This is a genomic window from Lysinibacillus sp. FW12, from assembly GCF_050817245.1.
GTDB lineage: Bacteria > Bacillota > Bacilli > Bacillales_A > Planococcaceae > Lysinibacillus > Lysinibacillus irui.
The window spans coordinates 1,464,394-1,487,040 of sequence record NZ_CP139094.1 but is presented as its reverse complement, the minus strand read 5'-3'; the positions used below and the strand labels follow the sequence as shown (position 1 = coordinate 1,487,040).

Sequence of the window (22,647 nt, the reverse complement as noted above, 5' to 3'; positions counted from 1 at the left end):
TAATGCCGTACCTTGTTTTTTTTAGCTATCTAGTTACACAAATCTTATTCAGTAATTTTAGCGTTTTCTACTAAAAATTCAACTGTTTTTTGGATTTTGATGTCGTTTTCAAGTACTGCAGTACCACCTAAAGCACCTGTAATTTGATCTTTAGTCATATTGAATTGAGCAGCCATTTTTTCTAATTCTGCTTCAATATCTGCTTCAGTTGCTTCAATTTTTTCAGCTTCAGCAATCGCTTCAAGTGTTAAAGATACACGTACACGGCTTTCTGCTTCTTCTTTCATTTGACCACGTAAGTCTTCTTCTGATTGACCAGAGAATTGATAGTAAAGGTCTAAGTTCATGCCTTGCATTTGTAAACGTTGACCAAATTCTTGTAACATACGATCAGTTTCAGAGTTAATCATACCTGCTGGCACTTCGAACTCAGCGTTTTCAGCAGCTTTTTCTACTAGCTCATCACGAAGAGCTGCATCTGATTCTGCTACTTTTTGAGCTGCAGTTTGGTCTTTAATTTTAGCACGTAAAGCTTCTACGCCTTCAACTTCTGGGTCAAGTTCTTTTGCAAATTCATCATTTAACTCAGGAAGAACTTTTGTTTTAACTTCTTTTACTGTTACTTTGAAAGTTGCTTCTTTACCAGCTAATTCTGCAGCATGATATTCTTCTGGGAATGTAACAACCACATCTTTAGATTCGCCAGCTTTCACGCCAACAAGTTGCTCTTCAAAACCAGGAATGAAAGAACCCGAACCGATTTCTAGTGGATAGTCTTCACCTTTACCACCTTCGAAAGCTTCTTCACCTACGAAACCTTCGAAATCGATAACAGCTGTATCACCTTCTACGATTGCTTCGTCTTCTTTAATTTCAAGCTCAGCTTTACGAGCTAATTGGTCTTGAATTTGAGCATCCACTTCTTCATCAGTTACTTCTACAGGAAGTTTAGATACTTCTAGACCTTTGTAGTCACCAAGCTTTGGTTCTGGTTTTACTGTTACTTGTGCAGTAAATGTGAAATCTTGACCATGTACAAAGTTTTCTGTACCAGAAATCTCTGGGTAATCAACTGGCATAATTCCAGCTTCATCAATTGCTTTTGCATAAGAATCAGGAACGATAATTTCTAATGCATCTTGGTATAGTGATTCGATACCAAAGCGTTGTTCAAACATTTTACGAGGCATTTTACCTTTACGGAAACCTGGTACGTTAATTTGTTTTACAACTTTTTTAAATGCTTGATCCATCGCTGCATCTACTTCTACAGCAGGTACTTCGATTGTAAGAGTACCGATATTACCTTCTTGTTTTTCCCATTTTGCTGACATGTATAAATACCTCCAAAATAAATAATCAAGTTTAGATGTTAGACAATTCATTCGTAACTACGATTTTGACAACCATTTTAGTATAACATAGATGTGTATAGTTTCAACTTATTTCATACCTAATGTAGTTCTGTTAGCTTTTCTAACATTTGTAAAAAGTCCATGATTTCATAGTCCATTTCTTGCACATTTCCTAGCATTGTTAAGACAAAATCAATATAACTATAAGCAACATCATCAGCTTGGAATGGATGCCACTCAAACGGATACGTTACAATGGCATGTTTCGCCATTAAATATTGTACCATTTCCAATGTCGTAGGGTCTTGCTCTAACTTCATTTCAATAATATTTTTTATTTCTCCATATTGCGGTAATTGATTAGGCAATACTAGATTGGCTGGATTCACGACTTTTGTTTGTTCAAATTTAGAAACTGTTATGTCTATGGCTACTTCCTGTTCCACTAACAATATTAATGCTAAGCTTTGTACAAAAGGATGAATCGTTGAGCATTCAATAATAGCCTTTAATGCCGTTTTTAATTGTCTTACATTGCTATCCATAAGGCGGTGTAAGCGAATGGATTGTTCATTTGGTGAAAGTGCACTAAATTTCGCAAGCTCATATTCTTGTTCCTCTATTAAATGTTGTGCATTTTCTCTCTTTTCTAGATTTCTAGACACTTCTCTATTCAAACTTTTTAATCGTTCAAATTTTTCAACTTGATCATGCGGCAATACATTTTCTTCAAGTAAAGTCGTTATTAACGTCTCCACTTGATGGTAATCTTTTAACTGCATGCATATGGTAATGTACAATTCCATCACTTCTACATACATTGACGTACCCATCGTAAATAGCTGCTCACATACATTTTTCGCTTTGTCATAGTCCTTTATTTCATATAAAGCAAAGGCATAGGCACTCAGCGCAAATTCATCTCCAGTTTCATATACAAATGCCTTTTCAAAACTCGCCACTGCCTTTTCATATTGATAATTCTCTGCAAACATATGTCCTTCACGTATTAAAGTTTGGACAGCGCCTGGAAAAACAACAATATTGTCATGTTTAATGACATGACGCTTTCGTTTTGTCATTTTTCTCACCTCTTTATTTCTATTTTTTAATTTGGTTATTTACTAAAAAAATCCACAAGTTTCTTATTTTTAACAAAAAATCATTGCTTTTGGATTCATATTTTGTAATAAATTGTATTATAATTAGAATAATCTAAAATTTATTACAATGACAGACATCCCCTTTATTGTCTGTTTGAATAAAACCAAGTTCTTAACAAGGAGTGGAATCCATGCAATTACTAGATACAATTACTGAATTTAATCATTGTATCTCACCTGCATTCGAGGCATTATCGATTAAAGTCATTTCTTTTTCTACCACAAACGGACCGTTTCAAGATAAGCCGATAGAATTTGATTTTTTAACACGTACTAAAATTGATGTCTATACACAAGAAGCAAGTACCTATATTTTACGTATTCAAGGTTATATTCCAGGTTCTATTGCACTTGGTCACCAAAATGAATCACTCTGCATTATTCCTCAAAAAGTAAACATTGAATGTAACTACAAACTATTACATGTTGATAAAAAAGATATGCAGCAAATTTTACAGCATCCAGAACCAAATCGTCATTACAGTGAATGGCTCATTGATGCTATAAAAAACACCCATATTCTTGTCGAGTTACAGACAAATCAGGACTCCCTTATTGAATGGCCAATTGGCATAAAATCAGCTGTCGTCCTCTAACGAGCCAAAGAGACATACTTAAATAGGTATGTCTTTTTTTTGCGCTTAATTTAAGCTTTACCATTTTGTTGCGTTTCTATCATAACAACTTTCTATAGGTTCAGGAAATAATATTGTAAAAAATTCCGTTCAAGAGGGACGTTATGTTGCCGTTCTTTCTTTCCGAAGTTTCAAATTTGTCAATTCGAAATGAAAAGCGGCTATAATAATAGAAGAAAAATTATTATGGGGGCTTTTTCAAACATGACTATTAAAGAAACATTACAGTCTTTTTCTACAATGACACTTTCTGAACGCCAAACTTTTATGTCACAACACAGTGATTGGCTATTACAAGAAATGCTAACTCATATAGGCACAGTCGATGCAGAATTACGGGATCAGTACATATATCGTACATTCATCGATTTACTGAGCGATAATTTAGTAAACCCGCAACAATTACAGATTTTATTTGATACAGCAACTAGTGATGATTTCTTGTACTTACAGATAGGTGAAAAATCAACAGATAGCGTCTTTACTCGTTCATTTTCCGCTCTACTAGTTGCAGGTATTCTTGCAAAGGATGCAGAGTTATTGATTTTAAACAATGATCGTTTGCAAATTTTCTTTAAAAAAATCGGACGCTATTTATTATTAGAACAAGATACTAGAGGTTTCGTCCCAGATAAAGGATGGGCGCACAGCATTGCCCATGGTGCTGATTTAGCCTCAACGACCATTAAACACCCAAAATTCGATTTACAATATGCCCCTTCCATCTTACATGCTTTAAAGCTTGTCACTTGGAAAGACACCGTCTATGTCAATGATGAAGAGGAACGTTTAATTAACATAGTAGATGCATTATTAAATCAAAATTACTCCGAGGAAGCACTAATTGAATTTGTTGAACAAGCTTTTGATAAATTTGAAATGCACCTAATGATGCAAGGCTATAATGAAAGCTTTTTTAGCGGACGTACTTGCACATTAAACTTTATGAAAACATTGTATTTTTTCTTAAAAATGAATAATAAAGCTCCTCAATTACAAAACACAATTTATGGAAAGGTAGCCAAATGGCTGAAGCTTGGAGATTGACTGTCAATTTAAAAATTGCTGATTTACTACACATCCTTCTCCATAACATAAAAATTTTCTAAAACACCAGCAAACTAGGACTGCTCTTAGTTTGCTTTTTTACTTTTCGAGTAGAATATATCAAGTAAATATATGGATATTAAAGAAAGCAAATTATTATATTAACATAATCAATATGATAAGACAGTTATTCCCTTTCCTCTCATTCCTTTGATTGAAAATTCATCCTAATGTTTCCACACACCGTCATTGCGACTACTCCTTTTTTTTAAAAAAGGCAACCCAAAAGTATTGAAAAGACCGATATTACGTTGATTTTATTACAAAACAGCGTCCAAAATGTGAAATGCAATTTTTCATAAAAAAAATTATTTACTTAGTTAAACATGAGGAATGCAGTATTTTCAACGTTTTCACAGTGTTTAATAATTAAAACCTTTAAATACCAATACTAAAATAACGATTTTTGTTCAAAAAATGTTCAAATTCAACACCTCTTTACTATCTTTTTCATAACAAAATTATGTTTTTTCTTAAAAACAGGGCGTATAATCCAATGTGCAAACAACGACACATTGTGACAATCGTCATTAGGCAAGTACGTATTTAAAACGATTGCACAATCATTAGTTTTGCTAACGCTTGCATCAGATCAATCAACACAAGATTTTATGTTTCATATTGAACCATGCCATTGTAAATTCTTATGTTGTTGATTGATACGCCAAGATAAAAGAGGTGACCTCAGTACCAACTATTTGTAAATGTGAGACTGACAAAAAACACATGAATTTTATGAATAGCCGTTCTATAGAAAGGAGTCAAACATGAAGAAAAAATTAAGTTTAATGTTTGTAGCTTTGAGTGCTCTTGCACTTCTTGCTGGATGTGAACCATTAACAGTGTTCAATCCAAAAGGACCAAATGCCGAAACATTATCAAACACAATTATTTTATCCATTATTACAATGGCCTTTATATTACTAGTCGTGTATGTGCTTTTAGCCTTTATGCTAACAAAATACCGTGCATCAAAAGCATCTGCAGATTATGAGCCTCCTCATGAAGAAGGAAGCCATCTTCTAGAAATTACATGGACAGTAATTCCAATTATTATCGTAGCATTCTTAGCTGTTGTGACAGTTAGAACAACTTCTACAGTAGAAGCTCAACCAGCAGGTTATGACGATAAGGAACCATTAGTTATTTATGCATCATCATCAAACTGGAAATGGCACTTTAGTTATCCAGAACAAGGTGTTGAAACAGTTAACTATGTAAACATTCCGGTGGATCGTCCAATCGAGTTCAAACTTTACTCATTTGGTCCAATTACAAGTTTCTGGATTCCTCAATTAGCAGGTCAAAAATATGCCATGAGTGATATGTTAACAACTATTCACCTTGCGGCAGATGAAGTTGGTTCATTTATGGGACGTAACTCTAACTTTAATGGACGTGGCTTTGCCGAAATGGAATTTGAAGCACAATCTATGACACAAGAAGACTTCGATAAATGGGTTGCTGATGTAAAAGCTAAAGAGGCACCATTAACTGAAGAAAAATTTGATGAGCTATTAAAAGCAGAGCACGTTGGTCGTCAAAGCTTCTCATCTACACACTTAGACTTCAGTCCAGCTCCAATGGAACATGGTAAAAACATGGATATGGATAACATGGATCATGGTGATATGTCTGAAGAAGACATGAATAGCGAACATTCAGGTCACTAATTTAACGTTAACTTCGAACGAATATTTACATTAATTTTTATTTCTGAAAGGAGCGCATCCAATGAGTATGGAAGAATTATTCCATCCAATGCAAGAACCGATGATTTTAGCGGCAGCTATTAGTATCGTAGTTGGTGCAGTGGTTATCGTAGCAGGCCTTACTTATTTTAAAAAATGGGGCTTTTTCTACAAAAACTGGCTATCAACTGTTGACCATAAAAAAATCGGGATTATGTATATCGCAGTAGCATTATTAATGCTATTCCGTGGTGGTATTGATGCACTATTAATGCGTGCACAAACAGCCGTTCCAGATAACGGACTTCTTGATGCACAACATTACAACGAGATTTTCACAACACATGGTTTATTAATGATTCTATTTATGGCGATGCCATTTGTTATCGGTTTAATGAACATTGTAATCCCACTACAAATTGGTGCACGTGACGTTGCTTTCCCACGTCTAAATGCTGTTAGCTTTTGGCTATTTGCAGCAGGTGCTGGTTTATTAAACTTATCTTTCATTATCGGTGGTTCACCAGACGCTGGTTGGACAGCCTACTTCCCTCTTGCAAGTACGGATTTTAGTCCTACTGTAGGGAATAACTATTATTCTTTAGCACTTCAATTATCAGGTATTGGTACATTAATGACGGGTGTTAACTTCATCACGACAATTATTAAAATGCGTGCACCTGGTATGACATTAATGAAAATGCCAATGTTTACTTGGTCAATTTTAATTACAAACGTTATTATCGTATTCGCGTTCCCAGTATTAACTGTAGCGCTTGCCCTAATGATGTTTGACCGTCAATTCGGCACAAAATTCTTTGCGATGCAAGACGGTGGTATGGATATGCTCTGGGCCAACCTATTCTGGGTTTGGGGACATCCTGAGGTTTATATCGTTATCCTACCTGCTTTCGGTATCTTCTCAGAAATCATTGCAACATTTGCACGTAAAAACTTATACGGCTACAAATCAATGGTTATGAGTATGGTTGTCATTTCTTTACTATCATTCTTAGTATGGGCCCACCACTTCTATACAATGGGTCATGGCGTAATGGTAAACAGTGTTTTCTCTATTACAACAATGGCAATCGCAGTTCCGACTGGTGTAAAAATATTTAACTGGTTACTCACAATGCGGCACGGGAAAATTCAATTTACAACCCCGATGCTTTATGCATTAGGCTTTATTCCTATCTTCACTATTGGTGGGGTTACAGGGGTTATGTTAGCAATGGCAAGTGCCGACTACCAATATCATAATACGATGTTCTTAGTTGCCCACTTCCACTATGTATTAATTCCAGGTACAGTGTTTGGTGTACTTGCAGGTTACCACTACTGGTGGCCAAAAATGTTCGGTTTCCGTTTAAACGAAAAATTAGGGAAAGCTGGTTTCTGGTTTATTGCTATCAGCTTCAACGTAACGTTCTTCCCATTATTCATTTTAGGTTTAGATGGTTATGCTCGTCGTATGTACACTTATTCAGAGTCTACTGGTTACGGCCCATTGAATATGCTTTCGTTCGTTGGTGCTCTAGGACTTGCAGTTGGCTTTGCATTGATCGTTTATAACATTTACTACAGCTGGAAACACATGCCTCGCAATGAAAAGGCAGATGTTTGGGATGGTCGTACACTTGAATGGGCTACTCATTCTCCAGTACCAGAATACAACTTTGCTGTAGTACCAACAGTTACTCGCTTAGATGAGTTTTGGTTCGCGAAAAAAGAAGGTCGCGATATTACAGCAGGTACAATTGAAAAAATTCACATGCCAAATAATACAGGCACACCATTCTGGATGAGTGGATTCTTCTTCCTTGCAGCATTCTTCGCTGTATTTAATCTATGGATTCCAGCCATCATCAGTATGCTTGGTGTATTTGGTTTCATGATCCATCGTTCATTCGAAAAAGATCATGGTCGTTACATTTCAGTTGAGGAAGTTATGGCAACTGAGAAAAGCTTGAGAGGTGATAAATAATATGAAAATCGATTCTTCACTTCCATTAGAATATAGTACAGAGGAAAACCGCCTAAAAATCTTTGGTTTCTGGGTTTTCCTTGGCGCCGAGATCGTGTTATTTGCCACACTATTTACAGTGTATTTCACACTTCATACACGTACAGGTAGTGGCCCAGATGGCGCTGAAATTTTCGAATTAACTCCAGTTCTGTGGGAAACATTCTTATTATTAACAAGTAGTTTCACAATTGGTCTTGGTGTTCATGCAATGCGTATTGGTCATAAAAAAGCAATGATGACATTCTTCATCATTACCCTTTTACTAGGCCTAGGCTTCTTAGCTATTGAGATTGATGAGTTTGTCACATATGTACACGAAGGCGCAACGATTCAAACGAGCGCATTCTTATCGTCATTAATGACTTTACTTGGAACGCACGGTGCCCACGTAACATTTGGTTTCTTCTGGGGCTTAGCTATTTTAATCCAAGTAGCTAAACGTGGTTTAAATCCACAAACAGCGAACAAAGCGTTTATCTTCTCATTGTACTGGCATTTCCTAGACGTTGTTTGGATTTTCATCTTCAGCTTCGTCTACTTGAAAGGACTGATTAGCTGATGAAGGAATTATTCCCAAAACAACATGTCATGGGCTTCGGCTTCTCATTATTATTGACAATTGTCGCTTTAGCCGTTGTAACCTTTGATATGAGTTATAAAATGGCATTCGCTATTTTACTAGTAACTGCCCTTGCACAAGCAACTGTACAATTAGTTTTATTCATGCACATTGGTGAATCTGAAGATAAGAAAACGTTATATACAACGATTTTATACTCAGTATTCGTAGGTGTTGTAACAATCATTGGTACATTATTCGCTATGATCTGGGGTTATAATTGATCCATTACGCCTTGGCGAAAAAAGAAGCTGTCCCAACTATCGTCCTTATGCGATAAGTTGGTGACAGCTTTTTTGTTTTTCCCTTTATTCATTTATTAATTATAACGTTTACTACTAATATCAGTAGGAAAAATGTTGTTTTTTTAATAAAAATCTAGTACTTTTTTAACAATTTACGAAACTTTTCCTTTTCTAGCGCGTATAGTAGTAGATAGTGTTTTTTACCAAGAATAGGAGATGAAAGAAATGAAGAAAGTTTTTAAAGTATTAGCAGTTGGAACACTAGCATTGACACTTGCGGCTTGTAACTCAAGCGCTACCCCTACGAAAGACACAACGAAAACAAGCAAGCTTACTTTAGAGCAAGTGTATGACAAAGCGGTGGACCGCCAGGCTGACATTAAAAGTGCGAGTGCCAAAATGGACATGACACAGGTGACAAAGGTTGGATCTGGAGAAGAGGCAATGGAGTTTTCTATCGACTCTAATATGGAAATGGACATCATTGTTGACCCACTTGCAATGCATTTATCAGGGTCTATGTCGATGCCAGATATGATGAGTGAAGGTGAAGAAACAACGGACATGCCAATGGAAATGTATATGAAAAAAGATACTGGCCTGTTTATGAAAGATACGACAACTGATAGCTGGATGAAGCTTCCTGATGAAAACTTTGAAGCAATTTTAGATCAAACAGCTGCTTCTGCAGATGCGAAAGAACAACTAGAACAACTAAAAAAATTCATTGGTGATTTTTCATTTGAGCAAACAGATGATGAATATGTTCTTACATTAGAAGCAAAAGGTGATAAATTTAAAGAGCTAATTGATTCTGAAATTAATAAATCGATGCAAGGTATGGGGTTAGAAGAAAACCCACTGGATCAATTAACAATTGAAAAAATCAACTATGTACTTCATATCGATAAAGAGACTTTCGATACAAACAAAATGGATATGAATTTTGATTTAAAAATGGCAGTAGAAGGTGACGAATTAGTAATGAATACAAAATCAGTCGTTACTTATACTGAATTTAATCATCTAAAAACTATCGATATTCCTCAGAGCATTATTGATAACGCTCAAACAAGACAATAAAATAAAGCACCTGCTTGTTTTCGAATACAAGCAGGTGCTTTTTATGCCATCTATTTAACAGTAAGTTCCCTATACTAGCGAACTAGTAAGACATCACATAGAGCATGGCGTACAATCTTTTCGGCAACGGATCCTAGCATCATCTTTTCCATACGGTTTAATCCAGTCGCGCCACAGACGATTAAATCAACATTCGGTAATTGTGTTAAAATACCCTTCGGTGAACCTGTTTCTACTATTGATTCCACCTCGTTGACACCTAATTGTAACGCCTCTTTTTCTAGTTTTTCCATTTTAAGCATATTTTCTTTCTTTAATTCCTCTGCATATTTTAAATCATAAGCAGATACCGCTCCAAACGATTTCGTATCAATTACGTTCACCAATTGCAAAATAGCCTGATGCTGTATTGCTAAATGACTTGCTCTGTCGAATGCTTTGAGTGATTGCTCTGAGAAATCAATTGCGACAGCGATTTTAAGATAGTTAGCCATGTTAGTCCTCCCATTCACTTATCTTCCATGTTTTCACAACTATTATATCACAACGGTGTTCGATAGAGCTTATCGTCACGAGATTGTGGATTTCCACGACCATCCGTATTATTGCTTATAAAATAAAGATATCCTTCCTCCACAAAAACATCCCGAATTCTACCAAATTCAGTAAAAAGCTCATCTTGTTTATTGTTTGTCACATCGAACTGTAACACAGCTGAGCCTCTTAGTGCTGCAACATATAATTGATTATTGACGATGGCCATACCCGATGGTGCCCATGTTTTAGAAGCACCCGATGTATAGAGTGGTGTTATCATACCTTGCTGTTGGTCAATTCCTTCAATGATTGGCCAACCGTAATTTTTTCCTTTTTCAATCAAATTAATTTCATCATTTGCTGAATTGCCATGTTCACTTGCATACATTGTCCCATCCGCTGCCCATGCCATGCCTTGTGGATTTCGATGTCCATAACTATATACATACGATTTTGGAAAAGGATTATCGTTTGGTACGGAGCCATCCAAATTGATACGTAAAATCTTCCCTTCTAGGGCATCCAAATTCTGTGCTAAGGATGGTTGTGTCGCATCTCCAACCGTAGCATACAGCTTACCATCAGGACCTATTTGCAAACGACCACCATGATGATAGGTACCACTTCTAATACGATCAATAATGAGATCCGTCTCTTGCCACTTATTATCGCTCAACGTTAATGTCACAATGCGATTAAACTGTTCCGATCCCTCGACATACGTATAATAGGCATAGGCAACCTGTGCTGTAGAAAAATTAGGTGCTAGTACAAATCCCAACAATCCGGCCTCTGGCGCTGTTGAGAGCTCTTTCTTTAGCATGACCTGTTGCCTATCCACAGCCCCTTCCTCAATCTTCACAATATTTCCCGGCCTTTCAGCTATATAAAAAGCAGTTCCACTTTTTTGAATAGACCATGGTGTTTGCAATTGATCTGCTACTATCTCAGCAGTTGAATTGGTTGTGAGTGTAGAACGCGCGTCTTCTTTATCAGGCTTTTTATGCTCCTTATCTTTGTTTGAAGTACAAGCAACACATAAAACTATTAGTAGCAGGAAAAATGGCATGAGTCGTTTCATTGTTTATCATCCTTTCCTTGATATTCTAGCGATACGTTATGAAAATAGAAAAAGACGTCATCTAGACGCCTCTTTTATTACCTTTTATACTATCAAACATAATTATTTCACCATATGCTTTTGTTTTTTCTAATACTTCAAGATACGCTTCTTTCCGATGGATGAGTCGTTCTTGTTGCAATTTTTGATGGGAATGTTGAAAATCATCAATAGCTACTTTGTCCATAAACTCACCTCTTATAGTAGTATAGAATATCACTATTATAATATTGGAAAATTCTTACGACAATTCTATTTCTATTTTTGATTACAAGTTCCCAATCAGAAAAAGGCTAAAGGACATAAAAATGTTGTTAATAGCTATTCAAATTTATCTAGCTAATGCAGGAAATAAGGCAGCACTTTCTCTTCTACTGCTTGTTCTCCTGCCTGAATCCATCTACTTTTATCATGAATGTGTCCATCTGTATCAAGTGGTGTTTGGAATTGGCTAGCACCAGTTGCGTCTAGTAAAGATCCCTCGTCATAATCTAAGCCAATATTGGCAACATGCTTAATGACAAACGGCTTTTGAAAACGAATTTGGCAATCTTCATTATCAAGTTCTCCAGATGTTACGATGAAGGGGACGCGTAAATATATAGTTTCGCCCGCTTCTTTCCATAATACCGAATCGAAACTGCCTTTATAATACTCCCAATTACCTCCGATTGTAAAACCACGATCGGCAATTTTATCTCGTAAATAACCAAAACCAATCTCTTTCCCAACAATTTTTGAATCAAACTGTAACAATTTGCACTCTCCTCCTTTCACTCAATAAAAGTCTAACCTAAAAGGTGGCATTACAAACTTGCTATGTACTAATTAAAAATTGGTGAATGAACACTATCAAAAAATCTCGAAACCTTGATATATCAAAGCTTCGAGACATTCTAAAATTTTTATAGAGGAACCGAAATATTGCGGTTTAAAACATATTTAGCTGCTTCTACATACTCCGTAACAGCTCTTTGACTTATATCAGCAGTTGGAACAATGCTTTCAAAGCCATGATAGCATCCAGGATATAAGTGGAATTCTACATCTACTCCTGCCTGGCATAACTTTGTGACATATTGTAAAGTCTCATCACGGAATGGATCTAATTGACCAACACATGTATACGTAAACGGTAAACCTGATAGATCTTCTGCTCTAGCTGGAGCGGCATATTGAGACACATTAGCACTGCCGTTTTCTCCATTCAAATACATTTCCCATCCCTTTTGGTTAAGATCATGGTTCCAAATCATATGCCCTGTAATTTCTAATGAGGATGGTGTATTATTACGATCATCTATCATTGGATATAGAGGCATTTGGAAGCTAAGCTTTGGATAGTTACGATCACGAGTAAGTAATGCAAGGGCAGCTGTTAGCCCTCCACCAGCACTTGCGCCTGCAATGCCTAGACGATTAGGATCGATTCCTAGTTCATCTGCATGATCCGCTACCCATTTTAATGCGGAATAACAATCTTCCAGCGGTGCAGGATATGGGTGTTCAGGTGCAAGTCTGTAGTCTACAGATACAACGACACATTTTGCTTCATTGACAAAGCGCTGACATAGTAAATCATCCCCCTCCGGAGCACCTAACACATACCCACCACCATGAATCCATAGCAGCCCTGGGTAAATCTCATTTTGCTCTTTTGGCTTATAAATTCTAACGCGCAGTGAATCATGATGATCAGCAGGCCCCTGAATCATTTTATTCTCAACTGCAATATGTTCATCTATTGGTGCTGGTACGGCAACTGCCGCCATTCCCTCTCGTGTAGCCTGTACATTGTCTAAATCTAAAGGGGGAAATAAAGCTAATGTTTCTTTTAGTTCTGGATTAATTCGATGTTCCATTCTGATCCATCCTCTCTTATTTAGCTATTTTTCAAGAAGTTAATCCGCCATCAATAGTTATGACAGCGCCGTTTACATAGGAAGCTTCTGGTGAAATTAAGAAAGCGATTACATTTGCAACTTCAATAGGGTCCGCTAATCTTCGCAATGGCCCATTTTCTTCTGGGCTTGATGCTAATCCCTTTGTCATGTTTGTCATCACACCACCAGGACAAATTGCATTAACCCGAATACCACTTGGTCCATATTCAATAGCAGCTGTTTTCGTTAGCCCAACAACACCGTGCTTACTAGCTGCATAGCCACCTAAATAGGGTTGTCCTTGTATACCTGCTGCTGATGCGGTATTGACAATAACACCTGACTGTTGTTGCTCCATTTCTTTCAACACATACTTTAAACCTAAAAAAGCCCCTTTAAGATTGACCGAAATTACTCGATCAAACGTCTCTTCATCTAAATCTCCAAGAAGTGCTGGAGGGCTTAAAACACCTGCATTATTAATAAAGGCATCAATCCTGCCAAATGTTTCTTTTGCAGCGTCCACATACTTTTTGACATCTTGGCTTTTTGCCACATCAGCTTGGACAAAAATTGCGTGTTGTTGATGTTTCTTCACTACGCTTAATGTATCTTGACCATTTTTTTCATCAAAATCTACTAATACTAAAGCCTTGTCCTTTTTTGCAAGTAGTTTAGCAGCCTCTCTGCCTATACCACTTCCGGCACCTGTAATAATGACTACTTGTTGCTCCATATTTATATATGCTCCTCTCTCTCAAACTATGATATCGATTTTAATTTCATTAGCTTAAAGCCCTCATAATGGTTTTGAGCAACTTCATTGCACCGTTTTGTATAATAATCAAATCCTCCAAGATAGATTAAAAAACTTCGAGGTTTCCCTTCAATATTAGCTCCTGTATACCAGGAATCACCTTTGACGTATAGTGTTTCATTAGCAATCTCTCTACAATGCTTGCTCCATGCTATTTCTGCTTCCTCAAAGGGTTCCATTATTTCAATGTCGTGTTCACGTAAGTAGTTAATGCATTGTGCAATCCATTCTACATGCTGTTCAATAGCGACTGGCATATTCACAAGTACAGAAGGGCTTTCTGGTCCCGTTATCATAAATAAATTTGGAAAACCAGCTGTTGTAAGTCCGAGGTAGGTTTGAACAGATGCACCATTCTCCCATTTTTCTTTCAGTGTCACGCCACCCCTTCCCCGAATATCAATTTTAAATAACGGCCCCGTCATACCATCATAGCCAGTAGCAAAAATGATGATATCTAAATCGTACTGATCGTCGGATGTCTGAATACCTGTTTCGGTTATTCGTTGAATAGGTGATGCTTTCACATCCACAAGTAAAACATTATCTCTGTTATAGGTTTCAAAATAATCGCTATCTAAAACTTGTCTTTTTGTCCCATACATATATGTAGGACATAATCTTTCAGCTACAATTGGATCTTTGACAGTTTGACGTATTTTGGAGCGAATAAATTCCGCTGCTTGTTCATTGGATTGTTCATTCGTTAACAAATCATGATAAGTCACTGAGAAGGCAAAGCCACCTTGTGCCCAAGCCTCTTCAAAAACCTCTAGCCTTCTATCATCACTATCCTCCATGGCAGACTGCTGATTTTGTGCAAAGGGTGTACCCGAAACAGAATTTCTCATCGCATGCTTTAACGTTTCGAAGTTTTGCTTTGTTTCTTTTATAAAGTCGTTATCATATGGATGATTACGGGCTGGGATCGTGTACTGTGGCGTCCGTTGGAATACGGTTAAATGTGCTGCTTCTTTTGCTATAACAGGTATTGCTTGAATGCCACTTGAGCCTGTCCCAATAATCCCTACTCGTTTTCCCTTAAAGTTAACTTTTTCATGTGGCCAATGCCCAGTATGATACCATTTTCCGTGAAATTGTTGTAACCCTTGAATGTTAGGAATATTAGCAGCAGATAAACAACCTATTCCTGTTATAAAGTACTTTGTTAAAATCCGCTGTCCATCATTTAAATGAATGAGCCATTTATTCTGTTCCTCATCAAAATGTGCTGCATGGACACGTGTGTTGAATTGGATACTTTCTCGTAACTGAAAACGATCTGTCACATAATTTAAATAGCGCAATATTTCTTCTTGTTCTGGGAATCTAGATGTCCATGTCCATTCTTCATATAATTCCTTTGAGAAAGTATAATTGTAATAGATGCTTTCGATATCACACCTAGCACCAGGATAACGATTCCAATACCATACCCCTCCTACACCATCTCCAGCCTCATATACAATGGTAGAAAAACCATTACTCCTTAGCTGATGTAACATATACAAGCCCGCAAACCCTGCACCTAAAACAACTGCGTCCACCTCGTTGACTGTTTGACTCCCCAAATTTTGTGCCCCCTCATCTTCATAATTTACTTAATACGAACTAAGAAAATAATGGATTTTCTTAACTTAAATACTACAACTTACAGAATATATTGAAAATTCCTTATTTTAAGGGTAGTATATACCTAAAAAAGGGGATAAATCATGTCCAATCTTTATACCATTCAAAAACGTTTCGACACGATCCAAAGTTTTGCTAATCATGAAGAGTTGTTGATACACATTTTGCAGGTATATTTAGATTCTTTTCCTCTCAAGGATGCCTATTTATTAAGGTATTCTCCAATAGGCTTTGTAGCTGAAGGCATAATTTTTTTGAATGAATCTGGTGGTAGTCATATCGGTGAAATTCGAGAAGAAATTCGTAGTTTTCCTATTATTTACTCTGCTATCGAAGATAAGAAAGCTAAATTTTGTACAGGTATCGATTATTTAAAGAATATTAGTATTAAATATTCTATTCACTCGCAAAATAATTCGTTTTTAATTGTCCCCATTTTTATAGGTCAATATGTTTTTGGATATATTTGTAGTACACAAATGGAGGAAGGGACTACTATAACGGAAAAGATCTTAGAAGACTTAACGACCTTTGGGAACATTATTGGCCAGCTTTTCATTCAAGCAAGAAACGGTAAAAAAGAAGTCTCACTTAGCAAAAGAGAGCTTGAGGTAATGCGACAGGTAGCAATAGGAGAAAGTACGAAGGAAATTGCAGGTTTTATGAATCTTAGTGAATTAACTATTACTCAATATGTTAAATCTGCTATCAAAAAATTGCATGCTAAAAATCGCTCTCACGCCATTAGCATTCTTTATCAGGAAGGCATCCTTCTATAAAAATAAGGGGAGCTAGTTACTCCCCTTATTTTTATTAACTTTTATATTCAAATTGAGTGTCAGGAACTCTATCAAAATAAATAATTTCTAATGAGAAAAAAATCTTCCTTTTAAAGTGGTTCATGCATATGGTCAATGAGTTCAATCGATCTCCGTTTCCATCATATTCCGACTCAAAAAAGGTGATTAAACAAGTTAATCACCAGACGTGCCGTAATCCTTGATGGATATAGTAACATCACATGTAATTGGAACTTCACTAAAAATTTGATCCCAATCTTTTTTTACTTTTTTCCATACCTTTGGATACTCAATTCTCAATTTATTGCCAAACCCTGCAACATCCGTCTGATATTCTTGTTGCAATTTATCCAATGTTTTCATCACTAAACGTTCAATTTCTTTCTCGATTATTTTCTCTGCTTTTTTCAAAAATTGATTATTAAATGTTTTGTCTGCTAGTACCCAATGCTCTGCTATTCTGCCTTCGGAATTTATTTTGATTGTAAAAGAAATACGATCCCCTTCAACATGCGGGATAATCTTAGTTTTCAAAGACAATATTTCATATACGATAGGGGAATTCGACGCTTCATCAAAACCCTTTACTAAGCCTCCCTTTCCTTCACCCGTAATCCATGCAATACCCTCTAAGTCACTTTCATTTAAAAAACCTTTTAGTTTTTTGGATTTCCCTTCAATGACCGCAGCTCCTGAAAATTTTACTTCCTCATCTTCTACCACCACATTTTGTAATAAGAAGCTAGAATGTGAATACAGTTTCCCTTCTAATTTAGCTATCGTCATAGGAGGCAAAATCTTTGTCGTTCGTTCGTGTCCACGCATCATTTCTACCAATTGAAAGGCTGGAATTTTAGTTGGTTCATTTGTTTCAAGCACCTGCCTTGCTTGCCCCTGAGCAATTAGCAATATTCCGCTTGGTCGTATTTCCAACTCTCTTAGAAAAAAATCCAACGTTTGTTGCAAGTTGATAGTACTTGCAAGGTCCTCTCCAATCACAATCACTTTGGAATGTTCAGCAAAAGCACGTTTATCAATCTTTAACACCATATTCCGTAGTGTAGGCAAAACGGCATCTCCTGTTTCCGAAACGTTTTTGTAGGCTTTCTGATGTATTGGCCCTGTTTTGGTACCCGTAGAAGTTGTCTCTGAAGTGACAAGTTGATTCGTGACCGTAAGCAGCTCTCTATTAGCATATCTAGCCTCTTGTTGCTCTTCTGACGTAACGTCCCCAGTTTCTAAATCCAAGGACGTACCTACAATTAGCCCTAAGTCTTCAATCTCTTTACTACTCCAGCAGCCTGTGAGAAGTAGGGCAACCATCATCACTAGTAAAAGATGCACATATCGAAGAGTTCGCTTCATGATTTATGTCCTCTCAGTTTTGATATAAGGAGTAAGGTTATAGGGATTACGCCAAATAAAATTAATGCAACATTGCCAATTTTATCGCCAAATTTAAACAGTTCATTAATATTCTTTGGCGTCATAGCAATGATATAAATAACAGGCAATAAGCCATATAGGAAAGGGTGTATAGTTTTGTTAAAAAGCTGAGCTAATCCTAAGGCAGCAGCATAATAAGTAATCGTAAAGGTCGCAAATATTTGCATAATCCATATGACAAGTAAAAATGATTCAAAGCGTTCAAAAATTAAGCCAGGAATTTCAAAACTTCTCATTAGTTCAATTGTTGGCCATGTCCTTGTCACTACCCCATCAATAGATAGAGCACCTATCACCATCACGACAGTAATGACATAAAAAAGTAAAGGTACTGTGATGCCAACTAAAACTACCTTAATCGCTTTCGATTTATCTGATGGATACATAAAAGCAACTAGCAACAGCATAATTTCAGGTCCTAAAAAGGCTAATGTAGCTGTTTTTACACCTTTTAACATCGGTACTAATCCTAAACCTAATACGGGTCTAAGATTATCAATCTCAAATATGCCTATGCTTAAAAAAGCAACTAGTAAAAAAATAACAAAGGTTATGGGGAAAATGATTTCGAATAATCGTGCGATTGAATTGATGCCACTACTAATCAAATACAGCCCAACCCATAAGAAAGGTAAAATAATGGCCCATGTTGGCGTTCCTTCCAATAAAAAGAGGGAGGTCACTTCAGCCATTATCCGAACCTCAAATGCAGAAATAGTAAAAAAATAAACAATGACACCGGAGCTAATCAACCAGCCTAGCCATTGGCCAACAATGTCTTGAGTATATTGATAAAAAGTTTTATCTGAATATTGTTGACTAAGCTTGACAATGATAACGCCCGCTATCATTGCGACGATGCCACCTAAAAAAACACTTATCCAAACATCTGGCGTTTTCACCTTCTCTACCGATGCACGAGGTAAGGTAAGAATCCCAGTTGCTAGAATATAGTTAATAATAATAACAACTGCTTGTGACGTTGTTATTTTATCTTTTGAACGATCGGACATGGCAATTATTCTCCCTTCCTCCTAATCCCCTTTGCGAATAGTGTCTTTAGGCTTTAATAATTTTGGTCGACGTTTCATCATCTTTAACGGCATACGTACCATAAAATCCTTCCAATCCCCTGCTCGATAAGGAACGGTTGGGCTAACAAAAGGTACACCAAAACTTTTCAACTTTACTAAATGACTGCACAGGAAAAGGAAAAATAGAATAATTCCATATAACCCAAATAAAGCAGCAGAAAGCATTGCAATAAAGCGTAGCATACGTAACGAAATCCCTGCATTATATTGTGGAATAGCGAAGGATGAAATAGCTGTTAATGCTACGACTATGACCATAATGGGGCTAACAATTCCTGCCTGGACAGCCGCTTCTCCGATGACAAGTCCGCCAACTATTCCCATTGTGGGACCAATCGGCTTAGGTAAGCGAAGTCCAGCTTCTCGTAGGATTTCAATCGCTATTTCCATGATCAGTGCTTCGATTAATGCAGGAAATGGAACACCTTGCCTTGTCGACATCATCGATAAAGCAAGTTTAGTCGGGATTAGCCCCTGATGAAATGACACAAAAGCAATATATATGGATGGTCCAAACAATGTAATACCTGCCGCAAGAAAGCGAAGCAAACGAATAAGTGAGCTAGGTAACCAACGTTCGTAATAATCTTCCGGAGATTGTAAAAGCATATTAAAGGTTACTGGCACAATGAGAGCAAAAGGGGTCCCATCTAATAAAATGGCGACACGTCCTTCCATTAAGGCTGCAAAAACACGATCAGGACGTTCGGTGCTTTGAACTTGCGGAAAAGGACTAAGATAATTGTCCTCAATCAATTGTTCAATATAACCAGATTCAGGTAGATTATCTAGATTTATTTTGCTGATTCGTTTCTTCACCTCTTCAATTAAATCGGGCTCAGCAATTTCATCTATATAGGCTATTACTAGCTCTTTTTTGATACGCGTGCCAACTTCCATTTTAATGATAGCTAAATGCTGATTTTCCCCTTGTTGCCTTAATAAGGAAGTATTCACGCTTAAATTTTCTGTGAAGCCTAATCTTGGTCCGCGCACCAATGCTTCTGAAATAGGCTCATCAAGATTGCGTGTCTTTCCTTGTGCAGTACCAAGGATAAATACACTTGGTATACCATCAATAATTAATGCTGTTGCCCCAGTTAGTACCCCCCCTACAGATTTCATCACGGTTGATTCCTCGAATAGATCGCTCACAGGAAGAACTTCATTTTTTATTAATTGCTGCAATTCATAGCCTTTTATAATCGTAGGATTTTCAGTTAGTCCCTCCATTAATGATTTCAAAATATGCTTATCGATCATTTCTTTATCGCATAATTCTTTTAGAAAGACGATGGCTGCACGAATACCTGTATTCCCAATGTGAAACTCTCTGAATTGTACATCCCAATTATGTTCCAATTCTTTCTTTATTTTTAAAAGATCAACATCATAAACTCCTGTAAATTGGTCAAGCGTTTTTGAAACAGATTCGTACTGCTCCTCACCTTGCACAGTTTGTTCTTTCATATCAATCATTCCATTGTTCTTTTTTACAAATAAAAAACCATTAAACAGTTTGAAAATCAAAAATGGAATTAAAAATGCTAAAAAGGCCTGCATAAAAACTTGCCAATGTGGCATGTAGGAAATCACTTTTTCCCACACAAATCATCACCCTCTTTAGTAGACATCATACATAGTATCTCTACATGTTTTTATCATTATCTAAGCCACCATATTTTAAACTTCTAACCATCAATATTCTGAACAGGAACCTAAAAAAACCAGCCCCCAAAAATTGGAGTGCTGGTAGTGGATTTAGAATACAATACTATATTGAATGAGTTGACTGGTTTCCCCTAAATATTCCGCACTTCCCCTTCTACTTATTTCTCTAAACCCTATTTTCTCTAATATGGCTCTTGCTCGCCAATTTGTTTCGTGTGTTTCTGCTAGCAACTGATCAATCTTATTGTTTTCAGAAGCAAAAGCTAGCATGCATTTTGTCGCAATCGTACCAAACCCTTTTCCCCAATAGGAACTATCTCCAATAGCAAGTCCTAGCTCAGCTGTCTGCTCCTTCATATCCACTAAATCGGCATAACCTATGAGTGTACCATTATACGCTATCCCCATTCGTACAAAATCAGCAGAGTTATTTTCCACATATCGGAGCCACCATTCATAAAGTTCTTCATAACTGCTATTAATATTCCATCCATTGGCTGAACAAAACCTATCATCTTTACTCCATTTTAAAACACTAGGAAAATCCTCTATTGTAATCGCTCTTAATTGAATGCCTTTTGAGTTTATTTTTGACTGATCCACCTTATCCTCCCAACATTTTAGAACATGATAAATGAAATCTATTAAATAGAATATGGTATACTAGCTACTATGAAAAATTAGAAGGTGGAATTTATGCTTGAAGTTAGTGAAAGTAAATTAGCACAATATAGTCTACATTTTTTGAACGAGACACTTATTTTGGGTGAAGAAGCCTTTACTCAGCCCGAGGTCATGTTAGAAGCAGCCTTTACACAGCTTGCATTTAGTAAGATTGATTTGGAGCAACAATTCGAATTTTTCCATGAAACAAATATTGCTCTCAATGAAATTTATACGTACGCCAAGGCCATTTTTGAACAAAACAGTAGCTTTCTAGAACAATCACAAAATATAGCTAGACACTTACATAGTGTGTCACAGCATCCCAATATTAAAAGCGGTGAACTGTTTATTGGCTTATTTGAAAACTGTTTACTATTGAATGAGGAAAAAAAGATTATTGCCATTGTTAAAATTGATGAAAAAGAAATTTTTTTAGATGTTAAAAATGATCAAAATCAAATGATTGTCAACGGCATTGATGGCATTAACGTCAAAAAAATTAATAATATGGCCATTATTGTGGATATGGGGCCAGAACAACCTCCTGCTGTATTTATGAAAACAAAGCGTAAAGAGGATATCATTTATTGGCAAGAACGATTTTTAAAAATTAAAGTTGCAGATGAATATTATCATAAAACAGATTTAGCGCTCACTGAATGTAAAAAATACATTTTAAAGGAAGAAAATTATTCAAACACAGAGAAGCTAGGACTTTTGAATAAAACATTGGATTATTTTAGAAATGAAGAAGAGTTTCAAGTAAACCATTATATTGAAACTGTATTTGAGCAAGCTGATGCTACACAAAAGGATATACTGATCAACTCAGTCAAACCCTATGAAACGGTTATATCAGATAGTGCATTAGAAAAGGCCGAAAAAAAATATAAACGTAAAATTAAGCTCGATGCCAACATTGAAATACAAGTAAATATTCAACATATCGACCAAATAGATGAACTGATTGAAGTAGGATATGATGAAGCAACAAATCGAAAATTTTATAAAATTTATTTCCAGGATGAGATGTAGAAGAGGCATTCCCTTAAAG

At 36.4% G+C, this 22,647-nt stretch carries 22 protein-coding genes; 9 read left to right on the top strand and 13 right to left on the bottom strand.

What is annotated here, in order from left to right; translation table 11 throughout:
* Positions 1–44: 44 nt before the first annotated feature.
* Positions 45–1,334, bottom strand: coding sequence for a trigger factor (gene tig, locus SJW71_RS07650; protein ID WP_431811977.1), 1,290 nt, complete (start codon positions 1,332–1,334; stop codon positions 45–47).
* A 119-nt stretch (positions 1,335–1,453) separates the two neighbouring features.
* Positions 1,454–2,437, bottom strand: coding sequence for a hypothetical protein (locus tag SJW71_RS07645; protein ID WP_431811976.1), 984 nt, complete (start codon positions 2,435–2,437; stop codon positions 1,454–1,456).
* A 212-nt stretch (positions 2,438–2,649) separates the two neighbouring features.
* On the opposite strand from SJW71_RS07645, the gene SJW71_RS07640 reads away from it, so the two are divergent.
* The 7 genes from SJW71_RS07640 to SJW71_RS07610 all read left to right on the top strand — a co-directional run bounded on the left by SJW71_RS07640 (position 2,650) and on the right by SJW71_RS07610 (position 9,927).
* On the top strand, positions 2,650–3,114 hold the full coding sequence (locus tag SJW71_RS07640; RefSeq protein WP_274793963.1) for a hypothetical protein: 465 nt from the start codon (positions 2,650–2,652) through the stop codon (positions 3,112–3,114).
* Positions 3,115–3,357: 243 nt separating this feature from the next.
* Positions 3,358–4,200 (top strand): DUF2785 domain-containing protein, encoded by an 843-nt coding sequence (locus tag SJW71_RS07635; protein WP_274793964.1) that lies wholly within the window; start codon positions 3,358–3,360, stop codon positions 4,198–4,200.
* Positions 4,201–5,027: 827 nt separating this feature from the next.
* Positions 5,028–5,933: a cytochrome aa3 quinol oxidase subunit II gene (gene qoxA, locus SJW71_RS07630; RefSeq protein WP_274793965.1), complete on the top strand. Its 906-nt coding sequence runs from the start codon at positions 5,028–5,030 to the stop codon at positions 5,931–5,933.
* Positions 5,934–5,994: 61 nt separating this feature from the next.
* Positions 5,995–7,938 (top strand): cytochrome aa3 quinol oxidase subunit I, encoded by a 1,944-nt coding sequence (gene qoxB / locus SJW71_RS07625; RefSeq protein ID WP_312506772.1) that lies wholly within the window; start codon positions 5,995–5,997, stop codon positions 7,936–7,938.
* A 1-nt stretch (position 7,939) separates the two neighbouring features.
* Positions 7,940–8,539, top strand: a complete 600-nt coding sequence (qoxC, locus tag SJW71_RS07620) for a cytochrome aa3 quinol oxidase subunit III (RefSeq protein ID WP_274793967.1) — start codon at positions 7,940–7,942, stop codon at positions 8,537–8,539.
* Positions 8,539–8,823, top strand: coding sequence for a cytochrome aa3 quinol oxidase subunit IV (gene qoxD / locus SJW71_RS07615; RefSeq protein ID WP_274793968.1), 285 nt, complete (start codon positions 8,539–8,541; stop codon positions 8,821–8,823). Before qoxC ends, qoxD begins: the two co-directional genes overlap by 1 nt.
* Positions 8,824–9,069: 246 nt before the next feature.
* Complete coding sequence (locus SJW71_RS07610) at positions 9,070–9,927, top strand: DUF6612 family protein (protein WP_274793969.1); 858 nt, start codon at positions 9,070–9,072, stop codon at positions 9,925–9,927.
* Between the two features lie 74 nt (positions 9,928–10,001).
* Here the strand turns inward: SJW71_RS07610 and SJW71_RS07605 are convergent, their stop codons facing one another.
* The 7 genes from SJW71_RS07605 to SJW71_RS07575 form a co-directional block, all read right to left on the bottom strand.
* Positions 10,002–10,421, bottom strand: coding sequence for a universal stress protein (locus SJW71_RS07605; protein WP_322611651.1), 420 nt, complete (start codon positions 10,419–10,421; stop codon positions 10,002–10,004).
* A 47-nt stretch (positions 10,422–10,468) separates the two neighbouring features.
* Positions 10,469–11,545, bottom strand: a complete 1,077-nt coding sequence (locus SJW71_RS07600) for a PQQ-dependent sugar dehydrogenase (protein WP_431811975.1) — start codon at positions 11,543–11,545, stop codon at positions 10,469–10,471.
* 61 nt (positions 11,546–11,606) lie between these two features.
* Positions 11,607–11,771: a hypothetical protein gene (locus tag SJW71_RS07595; protein WP_274793973.1), complete on the bottom strand. Its 165-nt coding sequence runs from the start codon at positions 11,769–11,771 to the stop codon at positions 11,607–11,609.
* Positions 11,772–11,923: 152 nt separating this feature from the next.
* Positions 11,924–12,340 (bottom strand): YugN family protein, encoded by a 417-nt coding sequence (locus SJW71_RS07590; protein ID WP_274793974.1) that lies wholly within the window; start codon positions 12,338–12,340, stop codon positions 11,924–11,926.
* 149 nt (positions 12,341–12,489) lie between these two features.
* Entirely contained in the window at positions 12,490–13,446 is a 957-nt protein-coding gene (locus tag SJW71_RS07585) for an alpha/beta hydrolase (RefSeq protein ID WP_274793975.1), read from the bottom strand.
* A 31-nt stretch (positions 13,447–13,477) separates the two neighbouring features.
* Positions 13,478–14,209 carry an SDR family NAD(P)-dependent oxidoreductase gene (locus SJW71_RS07580; protein WP_274797360.1) on the bottom strand — a complete coding sequence of 244 codons (732 nt, stop codon included), beginning with the start codon at positions 14,207–14,209 and terminating at the stop codon, positions 13,478–13,480.
* Positions 14,210–14,229: 20 nt separating this feature from the next.
* Complete coding sequence (locus tag SJW71_RS07575; RefSeq protein ID WP_431811974.1) at positions 14,230–15,855, bottom strand: flavin-containing monooxygenase; 1,626 nt, start codon at positions 15,853–15,855, stop codon at positions 14,230–14,232.
* Positions 15,856–15,999: 144 nt separating this feature from the next.
* Between SJW71_RS07575 and SJW71_RS07570 the strand changes: the two genes are divergently transcribed.
* Entirely contained in the window at positions 16,000–16,695 is a 696-nt protein-coding gene (locus SJW71_RS07570) for a response regulator transcription factor (RefSeq protein WP_274793977.1), read from the top strand.
* Between the two features lie 195 nt (positions 16,696–16,890).
* Here the strand turns inward: SJW71_RS07570 and SJW71_RS07565 are convergent, their stop codons facing one another.
* From SJW71_RS07565 to SJW71_RS07550, 4 genes are all read right to left on the bottom strand, one after another.
* Complete coding sequence (locus tag SJW71_RS07565; protein ID WP_274793978.1) at positions 16,891–18,081, bottom strand: Ger(x)C family spore germination protein; 1,191 nt, start codon at positions 18,079–18,081, stop codon at positions 16,891–16,893.
* On the bottom strand, positions 18,078–19,175 hold the full coding sequence (locus tag SJW71_RS07560; RefSeq protein ID WP_431811973.1) for a spore germination protein: 1,098 nt from the start codon (positions 19,173–19,175) through the stop codon (positions 18,078–18,080). The genes SJW71_RS07565 and SJW71_RS07560 overlap by 4 nt, the downstream gene beginning before the upstream one ends.
* 21 nt (positions 19,176–19,196) lie before the next feature.
* Positions 19,197–20,726, bottom strand: a complete 1,530-nt coding sequence (locus SJW71_RS07555) for a spore germination protein (RefSeq protein ID WP_431812196.1) — start codon at positions 20,724–20,726, stop codon at positions 19,197–19,199.
* A 291-nt stretch (positions 20,727–21,017) separates the two neighbouring features.
* Positions 21,018–21,530 carry a GNAT family N-acetyltransferase gene (locus SJW71_RS07550; RefSeq protein ID WP_429978684.1) on the bottom strand — a complete coding sequence of 171 codons (513 nt, stop codon included), beginning with the start codon at positions 21,528–21,530 and terminating at the stop codon, positions 21,018–21,020.
* Positions 21,531–21,623: 93 nt separating this feature from the next.
* On the opposite strand from SJW71_RS07550, the gene SJW71_RS07545 reads away from it, so the two are divergent.
* Positions 21,624–22,628 carry a nucleoid-associated protein gene (locus tag SJW71_RS07545; protein WP_274793981.1) on the top strand — a complete coding sequence of 335 codons (1,005 nt, stop codon included), beginning with the start codon at positions 21,624–21,626 and terminating at the stop codon, positions 22,626–22,628.
* Positions 22,629–22,647 lie beyond the last annotated feature (19 nt).

Coding starts and splice junctions, on each gene's coding strand:
- tig (WP_431811977.1), bottom strand. CDS start 1,334: ATGTCAGCAAAATGGGAAAAACAAGAAGGTAATATCGGTACTCTTACA.
- SJW71_RS07645 (WP_431811976.1), bottom strand. CDS start 2,437: ATGACAAAACGAAAGCGTCATGTCATTAAACATGACAATATTGTTGTT.
- SJW71_RS07640 (WP_274793963.1), top strand. CDS start 2,650: ATGCAATTACTAGATACAATTACTGAATTTAATCATTGTATCTCACCT.
- SJW71_RS07635 (WP_274793964.1), top strand. CDS start 3,358: ATGACTATTAAAGAAACATTACAGTCTTTTTCTACAATGACACTTTCT.
- qoxA (WP_274793965.1), top strand. CDS start 5,028: ATGAAGAAAAAATTAAGTTTAATGTTTGTAGCTTTGAGTGCTCTTGCA.
- qoxB (WP_312506772.1), top strand. CDS start 5,995: ATGAGTATGGAAGAATTATTCCATCCAATGCAAGAACCGATGATTTTA.
- qoxC (WP_274793967.1), top strand. CDS start 7,940: ATGAAAATCGATTCTTCACTTCCATTAGAATATAGTACAGAGGAAAAC.
- qoxD (WP_274793968.1), top strand. CDS start 8,539: ATGAAGGAATTATTCCCAAAACAACATGTCATGGGCTTCGGCTTCTCA.
- SJW71_RS07610 (WP_274793969.1), top strand. CDS start 9,070: ATGAAGAAAGTTTTTAAAGTATTAGCAGTTGGAACACTAGCATTGACA.
- SJW71_RS07605 (WP_322611651.1), bottom strand. CDS start 10,421: ATGGCTAACTATCTTAAAATCGCTGTCGCAATTGATTTCTCAGAGCAA.
- SJW71_RS07600 (WP_431811975.1), bottom strand. CDS start 11,545: ATGAAACGACTCATGCCATTTTTCCTGCTACTAATAGTTTTATGTGTT.
- SJW71_RS07595 (WP_274793973.1), bottom strand. CDS start 11,771: ATGGACAAAGTAGCTATTGATGATTTTCAACATTCCCATCAAAAATTG.
- SJW71_RS07585 (WP_274793975.1), bottom strand. CDS start 13,446: ATGGAACATCGAATTAATCCAGAACTAAAAGAAACATTAGCTTTATTT.
- SJW71_RS07570 (WP_274793977.1), top strand. CDS start 16,000: ATGTCCAATCTTTATACCATTCAAAAACGTTTCGACACGATCCAAAGT.
- SJW71_RS07565 (WP_274793978.1), bottom strand. CDS start 18,081: ATGAAGCGAACTCTTCGATATGTGCATCTTTTACTAGTGATGATGGTT.
- SJW71_RS07560 (WP_431811973.1), bottom strand. CDS start 19,175: ATGTCCGATCGTTCAAAAGATAAAATAACAACGTCACAAGCAGTTGTT.
- SJW71_RS07555 (WP_431812196.1), bottom strand. CDS start 20,726: ATGAAAGAACAAACTGTGCAAGGTGAGGAGCAGTACGAATCTGTTTCA.
- SJW71_RS07545 (WP_274793981.1), top strand. CDS start 21,624: ATGCTTGAAGTTAGTGAAAGTAAATTAGCACAATATAGTCTACATTTT.